Origin of the sequence: Pseudomonas mandelii, from assembly GCF_006438925.1 — a bacterium.
GTDB classification, from domain to species: domain Bacteria; phylum Pseudomonadota; class Gammaproteobacteria; order Pseudomonadales; family Pseudomonadaceae; genus Aquipseudomonas; species Aquipseudomonas mandelii_C.
Map to the genome: position 1 here is coordinate 253,416 of NZ_RCZA01000010.1, position 17,537 is coordinate 270,952.

Consider the following 17,537-nt stretch of genomic DNA (forward strand, 5'->3'; position numbering starts at 1 on the left):
ATGCGATCGATACTTCTGCTGCTGACGCTGTCGTTGCCGCCGATGATACTGGCCGCACAAACTCTGCCGGCTCAGGCTGCGGTGGCGCCGTCGAGCCAATGGTCCCAGGCCAGTTATGTCTGGGATAGCGAAGCGTTGCTCGATCCCGATCAACGTAAGGCGGAGCTCGAGCAGCTGCGTAAAGCCGGGATGGACAAGATCTACCTTGGCCTCAAGTCCGCCCAGTTGAAAGACCTTGCCACGACGCGCCAACGGCTGGAGCAATTGCTGCAGGACGCGGCCGGCAAGGGGGTGCAAGTCAGCCTGTTGCTCGGCGATCCGGCCTGGATCGAGCCGCAGGAACGCCATCAGCTCACCGATTTACTGGCGAAGCTCAAAGGGCTTTCGTTCACCAGCCTGCACCTGGACCTGGAGCTCGAACAACTGGGCGTGCCGGTCCCGGACCAGCGCGTGAAGGACTTGCTCGACACCTTGCGCGCGGCCTCGGCAGCCAGCCCTTGGCCGGTAGAAATATCCAGCCATCATCGTTGGTTCGCTGAGGCAAAACCCGGAAAAACCTGTCTGCCGTGCGCGCTTCCTGAGGCGGGCGTGCGTCAGGTCAGCTTGATGATCTACACCCGTAACCCGAAAAACAGCGCACGAATGGCAGAACAGATCGCTCAACGCTGGCCTGATCTGCAATTTCGCCTGGCGCAAAGCACGGAGCCGCAACTGGATGCCACAGAATCCTGGTCCGGCGCGTCGACTGAGCAGTTGCAGCATCAGACCAGTGTCTGGCGCGAACAGCTGCAACCACGGGGGATTGCCGGCATTGACTGGCAAGCCTGGCGAGACTTTCCAAAACGGTGAGCCGTCATGAAGATTCGATTCGATAGTCGCAAAGAACTGAACCCCACCCAGGAACAGGGTTTGACTGTGCTCTACGCGCCGGGCAAACGCATGGCGTTTCGCGTGCGTTGGTATTTGATCCTGTTCCTGGTTGCGAGTCCCTTGATCTGGCTGGGAGGGCGGCTGACTTACGGCCTGGTGATGATCGACGCGCCGGCTCAATTGCGCCTGCCGATTCTTGAGGTACGCGCACGGGATGCCGGTCGGGTCGATCAGCTGTTCGTCATGGCCGGGGAGCAGGTCCAGATCGATCAGCCGTTGGTCAGTCTCGACAATCCCGAATGGCGTGCGCGGCTATTGCAGCTCGCCGCGATGCCGACCAAAACGGTGCCCGCCACCAACGCCAAACTGGACACCCAGGAGCGTCAGTTGCTCAAAACTCGAGTGAATAGGACTGAGCAGCGCGTGCAGGTGCTTGAAGACCTTGTCGCATCAGGCGCCGTCTCTCGTGGAGAGGTGCTGGCCGCCCAGTCCGAACTCGATGCTTTCAAAGCGGACCTGTTGGCGTTCGAGCGCCGCGAGCAACTGGCTCGTCAGTCGCCGTTGAGCGTTGAGCGCGAGATTATTCAACAGACCGCCGAGCAACAGTGGTTGAAAACGCGCCTGGCCGCATTGTCGGTCAAGGCTACGCAGAGCGGTCGAATTGCGGAGGTATTGGTCACGCCCGGCGAAAACGTCGGCGCCGGTACGTTGTTGATGCGCCTTGAGCGACTGGAAGAGCCCCTGCTGTGGATTTATCTGGAACCGCTGAACATCAGCTACGCCGCGATTGGCCAGCCGCTGCGCGTTCGCATGCCCGATGGCGAGTGGTTGGCGGCCCATGTTGTCCAGGCCGTCGACAGCGCCGGTCGCACGCCGACGGTGTTGCGTGGGCCGTTCGCTGCCAGCGAGATGGGTTTGCAGGTCGCCGCCCGGTTTGATCGCCCCCTGTCGCCGCGATGGAGAATCGATCAACTGCCGTTGAATGTTCGCTTTCCCACCGACTGGCAACAAATGGTCAGTAACAGCCGTGAACTCATCGAACAATTAGGCGACTTCATTGCAATGGATCGGACACCCACCACCGCACAGGGGAGTAAATAAATCATGACTGCTGATCGAATTCTTGTGACGGGCGGTGCCGGTTTCATCGGCTCGCACCTGGTCGAAGCACTGCTTGAAAGCGGTTATAGCGTTCGGGTTCTGGACGATCTTTCCAGTGGAAAATTGTCGAACTTGCCGATTGATCGCTGCCATTTGACCCTGGTGGTGGGGGATGTCGCCGACGCGCCGACGGTGGAGCGGGCGATGAAAGACTGCAGCGCGGTGGTGCATCTGGCGGCGGTGGCCTCGGTGCAGGCGTCGGTCGATGACCCGATCGCGACTCACCAAAGCAACTTCATCGGTACGCTGAATATCTGCGAAGCCATGCGCGAGGCTGGCGTTAGACGGGTGGTTTACGCGTCCAGTGCGGCGATCTATGGCAACAATGGCGAGGGCATGGCAATTACCGAGGACACGCCCAAGAATCCGCTGACCCCGTATGCCGCCGACAAGCTGGCCAGCGAACATTTCCTCGATTTCTACCGACGCCAACACGGTCTCGAACCGGTCATTCTGCGGTTTTTCAATATTTACGGACCCCGTCAGGACCCTTCATCGCCTTATTCCGGCGTGATCAGCATTTTCAGCGAGAGGGCGCAAAAAAAACTCCCCATCACGGTTTACGGTGATGGGGAGCAAACAAGGGACTTTGTTTACGTCGATGACCTCGTAAAGGTCCTGGTACAGGCGGTCGGTGAGTCAGAGCCGATTAGCGAACCGGTCAATGTCGGGTTTAACCGATCCACCAGCGTTAACGAATTGGCGGCGACGTTAAGCGAGCTTTTGGGACGGTCCCTGACATTGAATTACGACGCGCCACGTTCCGGGGATATCAAACATTCGCGTGCCGACAACAGTCGCCTGCTTGAGCGTTTTTCCTTGAACTCACCGACCTGTTTTACCGAGGGTCTGGGTCAATTGCTCAGAAGTATTGATTCCGGGGGGCGGTAGCGGCGCGCTCAGTCGCCAGCAGGTGCTCCTCCAGCACATCGTTCAGGAAACGGAACTGATCATTGAGCCCGATCACTTCATTGTTGAAGTGATTGGCGGCGGACGGCATCAGCAACGCCTCGAAGTTTTTGTCGAACACCAGTTCGAACGTTTTGCGGGAAACGAATGACTGGGAGTAATAGTTATTGCCGAACACCGCAAAGCTCACGGCCAGGGTCACGGAGTGAATCATGACGTGCGCTCCTCGGACAGGACGTACCAGGAAAAAACGCTCAGGGTAACGGCCGTCAGGGCCAGGCAGGTCAGGAGATGGATAATCATGATTCGCCCCTCCGATACGGGGTTTTGCGTTGGGTTAGGGCTGATCCTACGCTGACGGTTTTTACGCGGAAGGCATTCGTGGCGATGGTGAATATCGACATCAGTGATGGTGAGGTCTTCGCCGTCTGATCCGGCCTCTTCGCGAAGGCGATCTGAAGAACACCCCCAACCCCAAACGAACAAACACCGGCACCTATACTCAAATTAATAGACCTTTGAACACCGGACATCCCGTTCGGGCAAGTCTGTAGGAACCGCGATCTTGAACCTGCGTTCGCTGATCGTCGCCGTGTTGGTGGTGTTGGTGGTGTTGGCGGGATGCGTCACGACTGCGCCTGCCCCGGTGGAAGTGGTGCCGGTGATTGTTTCCCAAAGCACCTGGCAGATGGTCGACCAAGAGATTGTCGCGGCGTCGCAATCGGCCACCGAGCAGACCAAAATCTACGCGCGCGGTGCCATGGATTACTGGCGAACGCGGGTCTATGAACTGACCGAAGAGAACTTCATTCCCTGGTTCAGCAGTTACTGGACCCAGGAATGGCTATCGATGAAGGTCAGCTGGTACACCCTCAGCGCCAAGGGTGAACAGGATGCCTCGGCCAAGCGCCTGGCGGCCTATCTGCTGGAGCAATACCAACAGCGCGTGCTGGCGCCGGTCGCGGTGGAAATCGATCCCGATGCGATTCTCGGCCTGGCAACGGCGTTCTACGTGGACATTCTTCAGGAAGAACTGCAGAAAATCTCCCAGCGCCACGGCGTGCCGATGGCCCAGCTCAATGGCCGAATCCAGAAAATCCCGGCGATTGCCCTGGGGCCGCCACCTGCTCGGAATGCTTCGCTGTACCAAGTGGTGCACACCCAGCCGCTGAACACCTTGCCGGCCTATGCGGCGCTGATCGAGAAAATCCACAAGGCAGGTGGCGACAAGGGCGTGGGTTCGACAGACACCGCCATGGCGCCGGTGGCCAAGCGCGCCAGCAAACGGATGGAAGCCGAAATGGTCCCGCGAGGTGCGGCCAGTGCAGTGGCCGCTGCAGCGGGAAAATTGGCCGGGGGCTTGATTTCCGTGGGTGTGGCGGGGATTCGCGCGATTATCCAGGCCAATGACCGGCCTGACAGCGAGGCACTGATTCGCAGCAGTCTGGGTAACACGTTCGACAAGTCCTGGCTGAAGCTGGTGCAAAACCCGACCACCGGCGTGATGGCCGGTACGTTCTACATGGCGGCGCAGATCGAGGGCAATTTGGCGGGGAGCGCCGAAGTACCGTCGGTCAGTTCGGGCAGCGGATCTGTCGATTGGGGGCCGACGGAATCGACTAACCAGCAGATCGCCCCATAACCCAAGGAGAACGACCATGTCCTACGTTGATGGCTTTATCGCAGCCGTACCCACCGCCAACCGCGAAAAATTCAAGAAACACGCCGAAACCGCCGCTGTCATTTTCAAGGAAAGCGGCGCCCTCAGCGTCGCCGAATGCTGGGGCGACGACGTTCCTGACGGCAAAGTGACCTCGTTTCCGATGGCGGTAAAACTCAAGGAAGACGAAACCGTAGTGTTTTCCTGGATCATCTGGCCAGACAAGGCCACCCGCGATGCCGGCATGGAAAAACTCATGAACGATCCGCGCATGCAACCAGACGTCAACCCGATGCCGTTCGATGGTCAGCGGTTGATCTTTGGCGGTTTCGAAATGATCGTAAAAGCCTGAAACCAACGGCAGGATCACTCCGGCGTCGGGGTGGTCCTGCAACTCTTGCGATTACGAATCTCGCTGTCCGTCGGCCGCTCTTTGATGAACTCGAAGCGCGGCTCACCTTCGTTGTAATGAACCAGCCAGCCCCATTCCAGCTCGGACTCATCCTGACCGGGTTTCGGTGGCACGGCCCACCATGGTTCCTTGCTGATGATCTCTCGCATGGCCCCCTCCAGTTGAATCGTTTGCATGAACTATAACTTGGATGTCAGGAGGTGCCAGGTATGAGCGACGAATCCCATGAGCCGTTAAAACGGCTGTTTTTTGCCCTGAACTGCGCTCCCGAGCAACGTCGGGCCATTGCCCAATGGCGCAGCGCACTTGAGCTCAGGAGCGGACGTCCGGTGCCGGTGGAAAACTTTCATCTGACGTTAATGTTTTTGGGCGCTGTCGAGGTAGCGCAGATTGCCGATATCTGCACGGCCGCTGCCAATATTCGAACGCCGGGTGTGCCCTTGAGGGTTGCGCTTGATCGGCTGGATGTCTGGCGCAGGGCAGGGGTGTTGGTGCTCGCGCCGGAGCAGGCATCACCGGAGTTGCTGCGGCTGGTTTATGCGCTTGAACAGGCAATGCTGCCGTTCGGGTTTGAGGATTCGCCCAAGGAGTTCCGTCCACATCTGACGTTGATGCGCGATTACCGAGTGCCGGTGCCTGAGTCCGCGACGCCGCCCGAGTTTTATCTGCGGGCTGATCACTTCACCCTGTTCGAATCCCATAAGGGCCGCTACCGAGCGCTGGCCGAGTGGCCGCTCGTTCCATCATAAAAAAAGGCGCCCGAGGAGGGCGCCCAAATTCACCTTAACCGAGGAAGCCAGGTGAGGCCGTTCTACAGATAGGAGTGCAGCGGTGGTAAGGCGCTGCGTGAACGGAAAACAGAATTCAGGGTGTCCACAACCCTCTGTAGGAGCTGTCGAGTGCAACGAGGCTGCGATCTTTTGATCTTGATCCGGAAAAAACAAGATCAAAAGATCGCAGCCTCGTTGCACTCGACAGCTCCTACAGAAGTGGATTTTCGTGGTTATTTGCCGAGCTTCACCCGTGTCCACCCGCGGGTCATCACCCGCTGAACGCCAATCGGCATGTCCGGAATCGCATACAACGTCGCCATCACCTCCTGCGACGGATACGAACCCGGATCATCCCGAATCGCTTCATCCACTAAAGGCGTGGCCGCCGAGTTGGCGTTGCTGTAGCCGATGTTGTTGGTGATCTCGGCGATGATGTCCGGGCGCATCAGGAAGTTCATGAACAGGTAGGCGTTTTCCACGTTCGTCGCGTCCCGGGGGATTGCGACCATGTCGTAGAAACTGCCCGCGCCTTCCTTGGGAATGCTGTAATCGACCTTCACCTTATCGCCAGCTTCTTGGGCGCGAGCCTTGGCTTGCAGTACATCACCCGAGTAACCGACCGCTACGCAGATGTTGCCGTTGGCCAGGTCCGAGATGTATTTCGAGGAATGGAAGTACGCCACCGAAGGGCGAATCTTCATGAACAGCGCTTCAGCTTCGGCAATCTGATCCTTGTTCTGCGAGTTCACCGGGTAGCCCAGATAGTGCAGGGCGGCCGGGAGCATCTCGGTCGGCGAATCAAGGAAGCTGATGCCGCACGCTTTCAGCTTGGCGGCGTTTTCCGGCTTGAACAGCAAGTCCCAGGAGTTGGTCGGCGCATTGCTGCCGAGCACTTCCTTGACCTTTTCCGGGTTGAAGCCGATGCCGATGGAGCCCCACATGTACGGGAAGGCGTGACCGTTATCCGGATCGCTCGCGGAAGCGTTTTTCAGCAGGACCGGGTTGAGGTTCTTCCAGTTCGGCAGCTTCGACTTGTCCAGTTCCTGATAGACGCCAGCCTTGATCTGCTTGGCCAGGAAACTGTTGGACGGCACGACGATGTCGTAGCCGGATTTGCCGGCGAGCAGCCGTGCCTCAAGGGTTTCATTGCTGTCGAACACATCGTAGGTCACGCGGATGCCGGTCTCGTCTTCGAACTTCTTGACGGTGTCCGGGGCGATGTAATCCGACCAGTTGTAGACGCGCAGTACCTTGTCATTGGCCTGGGCGCCGGTAGCCATTGCGCCCAATAAGGACAGTGTCAGCAGAGTCCTGCCAAACATTTTCATCGGTACAACTCCATTCTTTTTTATTCAAATACGCAAAACAGTTGCAGTCTTTGCGCACCCCTTGTAGCAGCTGGCGAAGCCTGCGTTCGGCTGCGAAGCAGTCGTGAATTCAGACCCTGCGGTTCTTTCAGGAAGATTGAATTCGCAGGTTTTACGACTGCTTCGCAGCCGAACGCAGGCTTCGCCAGCTGCTACAAAGTGTGCGTCCTGTAAGCCCTTAAGCCGTCGCTTCTACCATTTGCTTTTTAGGTTGCTGCCAGGATTCGCTGGCGGTCTGGTCCATCGCTTCCTGGATCGCACGTTTGCGGGTCGCTTCGGCGCGGCGGCTGAAGTACCAGACCATGAAGGTCACAATCGATACGGCGAGCAGAATCAGGCTGGCCACGGCATTGATCTCAGGCTTCACGCCCAGACGCACTGCCGAGAACACTTCCATCGGCAGGGTCGTGGAACCCGGGCCGGACACGAAACTCGCCAGCACCAGGTCATCCAGCGACAGGGCAAACGACATCATCCCGCCGGCCGCCAGTGACGGCGCGATCATCGGAATGGTGATCAGGAAAAACACCTTGAACGGCTTCGCCCCGAGGTCCATGGCCGCTTCTTCGATGGACAGGTCCAGCTCACGCAAACGCGCCGAAACCACCACCGCCACATACGCCGCACAGAACGTGGTGTGAGCGATCCAGATGGTGACGATGCCACGCTCCATCGGCCAACCAATCAACTGCGCCATGGCCACGAACAGCAGCAACAGCGACAGACCGGTGATCACTTCCGGCATCACCAGCGGCGCCGTCACCAAACCACCGAACAGTGTGCGGCCCTTGAAGCGAGTGACGCGTGTCAGCACGAATGCTGCCAACGTCCCCAACGCTACGGCAGCAATCGCGGTGTAGCAGGCGATTTCCAGCGAGCGCACCACCGAGCCCATCAGTTGCGAGTTATCGAGCAGGCCGGCGTACCACTTGAACGACCAGCCGCCCCATACCGTCACCAGTTTGGAAGCGTTGAACGAGTAGATCACCAGAATCAACATCGGCAGGTAGATAAACGACAGGCCGAAAATCAGCATGAACTTTGAAAATCCGAAGCGTTTCATCCCCGTGCCTCCATCTCTTTGGCCTGGCTGCGGTTGAACAGCAGAATCGGCACAATCAGGATCAACAGCATCACCACCGCCAGGGCAGACGCCACCGGCCAGTCGCGGTTATTGAAGAACTCTTGCCACAGCACGCGACCGATCATCAGGGTCTCCGGGCCACCCAACAGCTCCGGAATCACGAACTCACCGACCACCGGAATGAACACCAGCATGCAGCCGGCAATGATCCCGTTCTTGGCCAGCGGCACGGTGATTTTCCAGAAGTTGTTGAAGTTGCTCGAACCCAGGTCCGAAGCGGCTTCCAGCAGGCTTTGATCGTGCTTGACCAGGTTGGCGTACAACGGCAACACCATGAACGGCAAGTAGGCGTAAACCACGCCGATATACACGGCCGTGTTGGTGTTGAGGATCTCGATCGGGTGATCGGTCAGCCCGGTCCACATCAGGAACGCGTTGAGCAAACCGTTGTTGCTCAGGATGCCCATCCACGCATAGACGCGGATCAGGATCGCCGTCCAGGTCGGCATCATGATCAGCAACAGCAGAACGTTTTGCGTTTCCTTGCTCGCCTTGGTGATTGCGTAGGCCATCGGGAAACCGATCACCAGGCACATCAGCGTGCTTAAAAACGCCACCTTCAACGAGCCAAAGTAGGCCGAGATGTACAACTCATCCTGAGTCAGCAACGAGTAGTTGCCGAGGTTCAGCAACAGCTGGAATTTCTGCTCGGCGAAGGTGTAGATCTCCGAGTACGGAGGAATGGCCAGGGCCGCTTCCGAGAAGCTGATCTTCATCACCAGGAAGAACGGCAACATGAAGAACAGGAACAGCCACAGGAAAGGAACCCCGATGACGAGCTTTCGACCACTCGGCATCAGCCGCATAAACTGCTGATTGAGTGTTTTCATGAGCGCAGTACCACGCCGCTGTCGTCTTCCCACCAGACGTAGACCTTGTCGTCCCAGGTCGGACGCGCGCCACGGCGTTCGGCGTTGGCCATGAACGACTGCACGACCTTGCCGCCAGGCAGTTCCACGTAAAACACCGAGTGGCCGCCGAGGTAGGCGATGTCATGCACCTTGCCGCTGGACCAGTTGTAGCGGGTATCGGGTTGGGTGGTGCTGACCAGCAGTTTTTCCGGGCGGATGGCGTAGGTGATCGACTTGTCCTGCACCGAGGTGCTGACGCCGTGACCGACGTAGATCTTCTGCTCCAGATCCGGGCTGTGAATGATCGCGTGACCTTCAAGGTCTTCCACAACCGTGCCGTCGAAGGCGTTCACGTTGCCGATGAATTCGCAGACCATGCGACTGACCGGCGCCTCATAAATGTCTACCGGGCTGCCGATCTGCGCGATCCAGCCGAGGTGCATGATGGCGATGCGTTGGGCCATGGTCATGGCCTCTTCCTGATCGTGGGTCACCATCACGCAGGTCACGCCGACGCGTTCGATGATCTCGACCAACTCCAGTTGCATCTGCGAACGCAGCTTTTTATCCAGCGCGCCCATCGGTTCGTCGAGCAGCAACAGCTTCGGACGCTTGGCCAGGGAGCGAGCCAGGGCCACACGTTGACGCTGACCGCCGGACAGTTGATGCGGTTTGCGCTTGGCATATTGGGTCATGTGCACCAGTCGCAGCATCTCTTCAACGCGGGCGTCGATTTCGCTGGTGGACAGACGATCCTGCTTCAGGCCGAAGGCGATGTTCTGCGCCACCGTCATGTGCGGGAACAGCGCGTAGGACTGGAACATCATGTTGATCGGCCGTTCGTACGGCGGCATGTCGGTGATGTCGACACCATCGAGCAGAATCCGGCCTTCGGTCGGGCGCTCGAAACCTGCGAGCATGCGCAGCAGGGTCGATTTACCGGAGCCGGAACCGCCGAGCAGGGCGAAGATTTCCCCTTGATGGATCTCAAGCGAGACATCGTCCACCGCGGTGGTTTCGTCGAATTTCTTGGTGACGCGGTCGACTTTCACCAGCACCTTTTTCGGTGACTGGTGACCTTCAAGAGCCTTCCTGTAGATGCTGGAGGCGTTTGCCATGTGAAACTCCCAACAGGTTTCAGTCGTCGGGCCAACGCGGCCTGACTTAATAGTTGATTGCAAGCCCTATGGAGTGATGCCAGAAGGTTCAGCGCTGGCCCATGTGGGAGCGAGCCTGCTCGCGATAGCGGTGGATCAGTCAACATTGATGTTGCATGACACATTGCATTCGCCGGCAAGCCGGTCTCGCTCCCACAAAGGTATTTCGCTGGCTTAACTGGCCTCACCCTAACCGGGCTTATTCGGCGCCGCCGTCCTGGCTGCCTGGTGGTACTTGTTGTTATCGCGTTTGTTGTTGTCGTGAGGGACCGGTGCGCAAAGGCACGCCCGCCTGACTCACGGGGGCAGTAAATTGATTGAGTCGTGTTTTGACGTCAGCGCTTATTACGTTGCGCCGCCCGTTGCCGGCACGCGTCGCCAAACGCCTGGAAAATACTCAAGTAAGGAGGATTCGACAGAACCTGCCATTCCGGGTGCCATTGCACACCAACGGCAAAGGTCGGGCTGTGTTCCACCGAGATCGCTTCGATCAGGCCATCCGGCGCGACGGCTTCCGCACGCAGGCCGGGCGCCAGTCGGTCGATGCCCTGGCTGTGAATCGAATTGACCTGGAACACCTGCGGCAGATCCAGCGCCTGGAACACACCGCCTGGCTGCACATTGACCGCATGAGCCGGTGCGTACTGCACGGCCAGGTCCGGATGATTCGCTTCCCGGTGATCCAGCATTCCGGGGAGTTCGTGGACCTTCTGATGCAGGCTGCCCCCGAACGCCACGTTCATTTCCTGAAAGCCCCGGCAGATGCCAAGCACCGGCACGCCCGCCGCAATGGCCGCCCGCAATAAAGGAAGGGTGGTGGCGTCCCGTTGCGGATCGTGATCCGTGCCGGGGGCGCTGTCGGGGCCTTGATAGTGGAAGGGTTCCACATTCGAGGGCGAGCCGGTCAGCAGCAGACCGTCGAGCTGCGCGAGCAGGTCATCGATTTCGGTCAGATCGCCTAAGGAAGGAATGACAACCGGCAGCCCCAAAGCCGCGACGCTGACAGCACGCAAGTACTTGTCACCGCTGACATGGTAGGGGTGCAGGCCAATCTGTTTGACGCACGCTGTAACGCCGATCAATGGCTTGAGTGCCATTTTTATCACCTCGAAGTTTCACACTTGAACGAGCTTTTCCGGAGCTTAGCCTTGTTGATTTTAATTAACAACTCTCATGTAAAAAATTCTAAACGCCGCACGTCCGATCTTCAGGATTTACACGGTGCGCAAGACTGATCTGGCACTCTCGTGCCCAAGAAAGGCCAGAAAATAAAGGTTGAGAGGCTGAGTGTTCGCTATTGACTTCACTTTGCCGTTCGGGTTGACTGGGCTCGTAACAAGGTAGTGAACATAATAATTAACAGCTAATAGGTGCATCATGTCGGTCCCTCTGCGTACCGTTCAACTCAACGAAGCAAACGCATTCCTTAAGAAATATCCTGAGGTTTTGTACGTCGACCTTCTGATTGCGGATATGAACGGTGTGGTGCGCGGCAAGCGCATCGAACGCACCAGTCTTCATAAGGTTTACGAAAAAGGCATTAACCTCCCGGCGTCACTGTTTGCCCTGGACATCAACGGTTCTACGGTGGAAAGCACCGGCCTGGGTCTGGACATCGGTGACTCAGACCGAATCTGCTTCCCCATCCCCGATACGCTCAGCATCGAGCCATGGCAGAAGCGCCCGACCGCGCAACTGTTAATGACCATGCACGAACTCGAAGGCCAGCCGTTCTTCGCTGACCCTCGCGAAGTGCTGCGTCAGGTCGTGAGCAAGTTCGATGCAATGGGCCTGACCATTTGCGCCGCGTTCGAACTTGAGTTCTATCTGATCGACCAGGACAACGTGAACGGTCGTCCGCAATCGCCACGCTCGCCGGTTTCGGGCAAGCGTCCAATGTCGACTCAGGTGTACTTGATCGACGACCTCGACGAATACGTCGATTGCCTGCAAGACATCCTCGAAGGCGCGAAAGAGCAGGGCATTCCTGCCGACGCCATCGTCAAGGAAAGCGCCCCGGCGCAGTTCGAAGTGAACCTGCATCACGTCAACGACCCGATCAAGGCCTGCGACTACGCGGTGTTGCTCAAGCGTCTGGTGAAGAACATCGCCTACGACCACGAGATGGACACCACCTTCATGGCCAAGCCGTATCCGGGCCAGGCGGGCAATGGTTTGCACGTACACATTTCGATTCTCGACAAAGAAGGCAACAACATCTTTGCCAGCGAGGATCCCGAGCAGAACGCCGCACTGCGTCACGCGATCGGCGGTGTGCTCGAGACCCTGCCGGCGCAGATGGCGTTCCTGTGCCCGAACGTCAACTCGTACCGTCGTTTCGGCGCGCAGTTCTACGTGCCGAACTCGCCGAGCTGGGGCATCGACAACCGTACCGTTGCGGTACGTGTGCCGACCGGTTCGCCGGATTCCGTGCGCATCGAACACCGCGTAGCGGGCGCCGATGCCAACCCGTACTTGTTGATGGCGTCGGTCCTGGCCGGTATTCACCACGGCCTGACCAACGAAATCGAGCCGGGCGCACCGGTTGAAGGCAACAGCTACGAGCAGAACGAGCAGAGCCTGCCGAACAACCTGCGCGATGCACTGCGCGAGCTGGACGACAGCGAAGTCATGTCGCGCTACATCGACCCGATGTACATCGACGTGTTCGTGGCGTGCAAGGAAAGCGAGCTGGCCGAGTTCGAGAACTCCATCTCCGACCTTGAGTACAACTGGTACTTGCACACCGTTTGATGGTTGCCCGCCAATTGGAGATACGACACATCTTTGATGGCGGGTAAATACCTCTGTAGGAGCTGCCGAAGGCTGCGATCTTTTGACTTTGTTTTTTCAGATCAAGATCAAAAGATCGCAGCCTTCGGCAGCTCCTACAGGGCGCCAGGCTAACGATCATCTATTCCTCTGCGTCGAGTCACAACCATGACAAACACTCGCAGCGACTGGGAGCAACGCTTCCAGTCCTTAACACTAGAAGGCCGCGCATTCATCGACGGTCAATACTGCCCGGCACTCAGCGGCGACACCTTTGAATGCATGAGCCCGGTCGACGGTCGTTTCCTGACCAACGTCGCCAGCACCGACGAAGCCGACGCCAATGCGGCGGTCGCCGTCGCACGCCGCACCTTCGAATCCGGCATCTGGGCGCGATTGGCACCCGCAGAACGCAAGCGCATCCTGATCCGCTTCGCCGACCTGATCCTGGCCAACCAGGAAGAACTCGCCCTGCTCGAAACCCTCGACATGGGCAAGCCGATCAACGACTCGATGAACATCGACATTCCAGCGACCGCCAACGCGATCCGCTGGAGCGCCGAAGCCATCGACAAGATCTACGACGAAGTCGCCGCCACACCCCACGACCAACTCGGCCTCATCACCCGCGAACCTGCCGGTGTGGTCGCCGCCATCGTGCCGTGGAACTTCCCGTTGATCATGGCCAGCTGGAAGTTCGCCCCAGCCCTCGCGGCCGGTAACTCGTTCATCCTCAAGCCTTCGGAAAAGTCGCCACTGACCGCCATCCGCATCGCCCAACTGGCGCTGGAAGCGGGTATCCCGAAAGGCGTGTTCAACGTCCTGCCGGGCTACGGTCACACCGTCGGCAAGGCGCTGGCGTTGCACATGGACGTCGACGTGCTGGTCTTCACCGGCTCGACCGCGATTGCCAAGCAACTGCTGATCTACTCCGGCCAAAGCAACATGAAACGCGTCTGGCTCGAAGCAGGGGGGAAGAGCCCGAACGTGGTGTTCGCCGACGCGCCGGACTTGCGCGCGGCAGCACAAGCGGCGGCCGGTGCGATTGCTTTCAACCAGGGCGAAGTCTGCACCGCCGGTTCACGCTTGCTGGTGGAACGTTCGATTCGCGAGCAGTTCATTCCGCTGCTGGTGGAAGCGCTGCAAGCCTGGAAACCGGGGCATGCCCTCGATCCGGAAACCACCGTCGGCGCGGTCGTCGATCAGCGTCAACTGGACAACGTTCTGCGCTACATCCAGGTCGGCAAAGACCAGGGCGCGCAACTGATCGCGGGCGGCAGCCGCACCCTCGAAGCCACCGGTGGCCTGTACGTGGAACCGGCGATTTTCGACGGCGTGACCAACGCCATGACCATCGCCCGGGAAGAAATCTTCGGCCCGGTGCTGTCGCTGATCACCTTCGACACCGAGGAAGAAGCGCTGGCCATCGCCAACGACAGCATCTTCGGCCTGGCCGCAGGCGTGTGGACCAGCAACCTCAGCAAGGCTCACACCTTCGCGCGCGGCTTGCGCGCCGGCAGCGTCTGGGTCAACCAGTACGACGGCGGCGACATGACCGCGCCGTTCGGCGGGTACAAGCAGTCGGGTAACGGTCGGGACAAATCGCTGCACGCGTTCGACAAATACACCGAACTCAAAGCGACCTGGATCAAGCTCTAACACCTTTACAACGGCGGCCGCCGGCACATGCCAGCGGCCATCGGAGAAACCTATGAAACAAACAACACATGTAAACAGCTACTACGCCGCCACCCGCAACTTCACCGGCGACTTCCCGGTGCTTGAAGAGCTGGTGGAATGCGACGTCTGCGTGATCGGCGCCGGCTACACCGGTTTGTCCTCGGCCCTGTTCCTCGCCGAAGCCGGCTACAGCGTGACCGTGCTCGAAGCCGCCAAAGTCGGTTTCGGCGCCAGCGGTCGCAACGGCGGTCAACTGGTCAACTCCTACAGCCGCGACGTCGATGTCATCGAAGAACGCTACGGCGACAAGACTGCCGAAGTTCTCGGCAGCATGATTTTCGAAGGCGCCGACATCATCCGTCAGCGCATTCAGCACTACGACATCCAGTGCGACTACCGCCCGGGTGGCATCTTCGCCGCGCTGAACAAAAAGCAACTCAAAGGCCTGGCCGAGCAGAAAAGCAGCTGGGAACGCTACGGCAACAAAAACCTGAAAATGCTCGACGCGGCTGACATCAAGCGCGAAGTGGGTTGCGACAACTACGTCGGCGGTCTGCTCGACATGCAGGGCGGCCACATCCACCCGCTGAACCTGGCCCTCGGCGAAGCCTCGGCCATCATCGGCCTGGGCGGCAAGATCTACGAACAATCCGCGGCGGTGGAAATCACCTACGGCGAACCGATCACCGTGCGCACCGCCAAAGGCGTGGTCCGCGCCAAGTACCTGCTGATCGCCGGCAATGCCTACCTGCCGCAAGACCTCGACAACCGCGTGACCCGCAAAAGCATGCCGTGCGGCTCGCAAATCGTCGTCACCGAACCGTTGTCCGAAAAGGTTGCGCGCAGCCTGATCAAAAACAACTACTGCGTCGAAGACTGCAACTACCTGCTCGACTACTACCGCCTCACCGCTGACAACCGCTTGCTGTACGGCGGCGGCGTGGTCTACGGCGCCCGCGAACCGGACGACATCGAACAACTGATCAAGCCGAAAATCCTCAAGACCTTCCCGCAACTGAAGGACGTGAAAATCGACTACCGCTGGACCGGCAACTTCCTGCTGACCATGTCACGCATGCCGCAATTCGGCCGCATCGAGAAAAACGCCTACTACATGCAAGGCTACAGCGGCCACGGCGTCACCTGCTCGCACCTGGCCGGCAAACTGATCTCGGAAATGATCCGCGGCGACGCCGAACGCTTCGATGCATTCGCTTCGCTCCCGCACATGCCCATGCTCGGCGGCCGCACCTTCCAGGCCCCACTCACCGCCATGGGCGCCGCGTACTACGCGCTGCGCGATCGTTTCGGCATCTAAGCGACACAATCCCTGTGGGAGCGGCGGTGCGGCGATCCGACTTGCTCGCGAAGACGGCTTAACATCCAACAATGATGTAGCTGACACACCGCCTTCGCGAGCAAGCCCGCTCCCACAGAGATCCATGGCATACACGACCAGGACACAAACTGTGGGAGCGAGCTTGCTCGCGATGAGGCCATACCAGTCACTATCAATCCCAACTGACCCACAGCAATCGCACCTCATTACTCACGACCAAACCACCCAACCTCAGGACAAAACAACCTTTTTACCCAACCATTTATCGAACCTGCTGAGCAACACCACCAAACGTGATTTAATACCCGCCTTTCAAATTTCCGGGACAGGGAAGCGGTATCTTCGCGGCCAAAAGTCGCCCGCCATCCACCCCCATAACCCTTAAGTATTCTTCGCATAAGGCTGTCATGGACACGGGCTCACGACTCAAACTAGTACGCGAAAGCTACAAACTCTCCCAGCGCGAGCTGGCCCGCCGTAGCGGCGTCACCAATGCCACCATCTCCCTGATCGAACAAAATCGCGTCAGTCCCTCCGTCAGCTCCCTGAAAAAACTGCTCGAAGGCATCCCTATGTCTTTGGCGGACTTCTTCACCTTCGACCAACCGCCGCGTGAGCACCAATACGTGTTTCGCGCCAATGAACAGCCGGATCTCGGGCGTCATGGGCTGCGGTTGCTGCTGATTGGCGCTTCGGTGCCGAGTCGGCAGATGCGGTTGTTGCGCGAGCAATACGCGCCTGGGGCGAGCTCGGGGGAAGAGCCGATTGTGCACTCGGAAGGGGAGGAGTGTGGGCTTGTTACCCGTGGCACTGTGGAGCTGACTGTTGATGGGCAGATTAGTGTGCTGAATGCCGGGGATGGGTATTACTTTCCGACGACGCTGCCACATCGGTTTCGGAATATTGGGGCGGATGAGGCGGAAATCATTAGCGCCAACACACCGGCTAACTTCTGATATCAAAACGGACGCCAACCTGTAGCAGCTGCCGACGGCTGCGTCCGCGGCCAACACCACTGCCCAATGGAAACCGCGGCACAGGGTTTTTCAAAGTAAATGGACTTCACTTCATAACTGCACCACGCATCCGGCCCCTCGAACGGCTGCCAAGTGCCGACTACTGCCTGTCATGCCGGGCAGCAATCGGCCCAGAGTGTGTAAAAACGTCAGATTGGGTTTTCTATCATCGACGCCAGGAGACCGTGCTCACGTTTCGCAAACTGATCAAGGTCACGACGCTTTCAGGAACAGTTAAAACAGCTCAGCAGCCTTTTAAAGTCATTTGGAAGGGGTAAAAAAGACCGGTTTTTACGCCGTCAACGCTTTCATCAAGCCAGTGGTGCCGATGATTTTCATGACCCGTTTCAGGTTGTAGGCGAGCACGTTCAAGCTCATCTCGGCGCTCACCCCGTTAAGCTTTCGGGTCAAGAAATGCGTCGCACC

17 protein-coding genes are annotated in these 17,537 nt (G+C 58.6%); 10 read left to right on the plus strand and 7 right to left on the minus strand.

The window, feature by feature from the left end; genetic code table 11:
* The 3 genes from EAH74_RS23540 to EAH74_RS23550 are packed head-to-tail and all read left to right on the plus strand — an operon-like array spanning position 1 to position 2,922.
* Positions 1-849: a hypothetical protein gene (locus tag EAH74_RS23540; RefSeq protein WP_140681426.1), complete on the plus strand. Its 849-nt coding sequence runs from the start codon at positions 1-3 to the stop codon at positions 847-849.
* A 6-nt stretch (positions 850-855) separates the two neighbouring features.
* The gene (locus EAH74_RS23545; RefSeq protein ID WP_140681428.1) at positions 856-1,971 is read left to right on the plus strand and encodes an HlyD family secretion protein; all 1,116 of its coding nucleotides are present in this window, start codon (positions 856-858) and stop codon (positions 1,969-1,971) included.
* Positions 1,972-1,974: 3 nt separating this feature from the next.
* Complete coding sequence (locus tag EAH74_RS23550) at positions 1,975-2,922, plus strand: NAD-dependent epimerase/dehydratase family protein (RefSeq protein WP_140681430.1); 948 nt, start codon at positions 1,975-1,977, stop codon at positions 2,920-2,922.
* On the opposite strand, the gene EAH74_RS23555 is transcribed toward EAH74_RS23550, so the two are convergent.
* Positions 2,894-3,154 carry a hypothetical protein gene (locus EAH74_RS23555; RefSeq protein ID WP_140681432.1) on the minus strand — a complete coding sequence of 87 codons (261 nt, stop codon included), beginning with the start codon at positions 3,152-3,154 and terminating at the stop codon, positions 2,894-2,896. The two genes, EAH74_RS23550 and EAH74_RS23555, sit on opposite strands and share 29 nt — an antisense overlap.
* A 351-nt stretch (positions 3,155-3,505) precedes the next feature.
* Between EAH74_RS23555 and EAH74_RS23560 the strand changes: the two genes are divergently transcribed.
* Together EAH74_RS23560 and EAH74_RS23565 are read left to right on the plus strand one after the other, a co-directional pair.
* Positions 3,506-4,582: a hypothetical protein gene (locus EAH74_RS23560; RefSeq protein WP_140681434.1), complete on the plus strand. Its 1,077-nt coding sequence runs from the start codon at positions 3,506-3,508 to the stop codon at positions 4,580-4,582.
* Between the two features lie 16 nt (positions 4,583-4,598).
* Entirely contained in the window at positions 4,599-4,952 is a 354-nt protein-coding gene (locus tag EAH74_RS23565) for a DUF1428 domain-containing protein (protein ID WP_140681436.1), read from the plus strand.
* Positions 4,953-4,966: 14 nt separating this feature from the next.
* Here the strand turns inward: EAH74_RS23565 and EAH74_RS23570 are convergent, their stop codons facing one another.
* Positions 4,967-5,161 (minus strand): hypothetical protein, encoded by a 195-nt coding sequence (locus EAH74_RS23570; RefSeq protein ID WP_008151815.1) that lies wholly within the window; start codon positions 5,159-5,161, stop codon positions 4,967-4,969.
* Between the two features lie 60 nt (positions 5,162-5,221).
* On the opposite strand from EAH74_RS23570, the gene thpR reads away from it, so the two are divergent.
* On the plus strand, positions 5,222-5,761 hold the full coding sequence (gene thpR, locus EAH74_RS23575) for an RNA 2',3'-cyclic phosphodiesterase (protein WP_123367910.1): 540 nt from the start codon (positions 5,222-5,224) through the stop codon (positions 5,759-5,761).
* A gap of 254 nt (positions 5,762-6,015) precedes the next feature.
* On the opposite strand, the gene EAH74_RS23580 is transcribed toward thpR, so the two are convergent.
* From EAH74_RS23580 to EAH74_RS23600, 5 genes are all read right to left on the minus strand, one after another.
* The gene (locus tag EAH74_RS23580; protein ID WP_140681438.1) at positions 6,016-7,113 is read right to left on the minus strand and encodes a polyamine ABC transporter substrate-binding protein; all 1,098 of its coding nucleotides are present in this window, start codon (positions 7,111-7,113) and stop codon (positions 6,016-6,018) included.
* 217 nt (positions 7,114-7,330) lie between these two features.
* Complete coding sequence (locus EAH74_RS23585; protein WP_056745156.1) at positions 7,331-8,215, minus strand: ABC transporter permease subunit; 885 nt, start codon at positions 8,213-8,215, stop codon at positions 7,331-7,333.
* Positions 8,212-9,093 carry an ABC transporter permease subunit gene (locus tag EAH74_RS23590; RefSeq protein WP_161990859.1) on the minus strand — a complete coding sequence of 294 codons (882 nt, stop codon included), beginning with the start codon at positions 9,091-9,093 and terminating at the stop codon, positions 8,212-8,214. Before EAH74_RS23590 ends, EAH74_RS23585 begins: the two co-directional genes overlap by 4 nt.
* Positions 9,094-9,122: 29 nt before the next feature.
* Positions 9,123-10,265 carry a polyamine ABC transporter ATP-binding protein gene (potA, locus tag EAH74_RS23595; protein WP_123367913.1) on the minus strand — a complete coding sequence of 381 codons (1,143 nt, stop codon included), beginning with the start codon at positions 10,263-10,265 and terminating at the stop codon, positions 9,123-9,125.
* A 374-nt stretch (positions 10,266-10,639) separates the two neighbouring features.
* On the minus strand, positions 10,640-11,401 hold the full coding sequence (locus EAH74_RS23600; RefSeq protein ID WP_140681440.1) for a gamma-glutamyl-gamma-aminobutyrate hydrolase family protein: 762 nt from the start codon (positions 11,399-11,401) through the stop codon (positions 10,640-10,642).
* 280 nt (positions 11,402-11,681) lie between these two features.
* Here EAH74_RS23600 and EAH74_RS23605 point away from each other — a divergent pair, with 280 nt between their 5' ends.
* The 4 genes from EAH74_RS23605 (at position 11,682) to EAH74_RS23625 (ending at position 17,051) form a co-directional block, all read left to right on the plus strand.
* A complete protein-coding gene (locus EAH74_RS23605; protein WP_111448612.1) occupies positions 11,682-13,058 on the plus strand; it encodes a glutamine synthetase family protein in 1,377 nt (458 codons plus the stop codon).
* A gap of 186 nt (positions 13,059-13,244) precedes the next feature.
* Entirely contained in the window at positions 13,245-14,735 is a 1,491-nt protein-coding gene (locus tag EAH74_RS23615) for an aldehyde dehydrogenase (RefSeq protein ID WP_140681442.1), read from the plus strand.
* A 52-nt stretch (positions 14,736-14,787) separates the two neighbouring features.
* Entirely contained in the window at positions 14,788-16,074 is a 1,287-nt protein-coding gene (locus tag EAH74_RS23620; RefSeq protein ID WP_140681444.1) for an NAD(P)/FAD-dependent oxidoreductase, read from the plus strand.
* Positions 16,075-16,502: 428 nt separating this feature from the next.
* Positions 16,503-17,051, plus strand: coding sequence for a cupin domain-containing protein (locus tag EAH74_RS23625; RefSeq protein WP_007895886.1), 549 nt, complete (start codon positions 16,503-16,505; stop codon positions 17,049-17,051).
* Positions 17,052-17,537: the final 486 nt, after the last annotated feature.